This is a genomic window from Streptomyces sp. STR69 (assembly GCF_024519455.1).
GTDB lineage: Bacteria > Actinomycetota > Actinomycetes > Streptomycetales > Streptomycetaceae > Streptomyces.
The window spans coordinates 1-234 of record NZ_JALJRY010000125.1 but is presented as its reverse complement, the minus strand read 5'-3'; the positions used below and the strand labels follow the sequence as shown (position 1 = coordinate 234).

The window sequence follows — 234 nt, the reverse complement described above, 5'->3', positions numbered from 1 at the left end:
GCATCAGCAGCGGGTTCTTCATCAGCCCGCCCGCGACGATCAGTTCACGCACCGGCACACCGGACGTCTCGAACGCCTCGATGATGGTGCGGGTACCGAAGGCGGTGGCCTCCAACAGGGCGCGGTAGACGTCCTCCGGGCGGGTCGACAGCGTCAGCCCGATGACGGCACCGCTGAGGTCGTGGTCGACGAGGACGCTGCGGTTGCCGCTGTGCCAGTCCAGGGCGAGCAGCC

The 234-nt window shown here is 68.8% G+C and carries 1 protein-coding gene; it reads right to left on the bottom strand.

Annotation, left to right across the window (positions count from 1 at the left end):
* On the bottom strand, window positions 1-234 hold a 234-nt coding region (locus OC490_RS49255; protein WP_262064584.1), incomplete at both ends, for an FGGY-family carbohydrate kinase.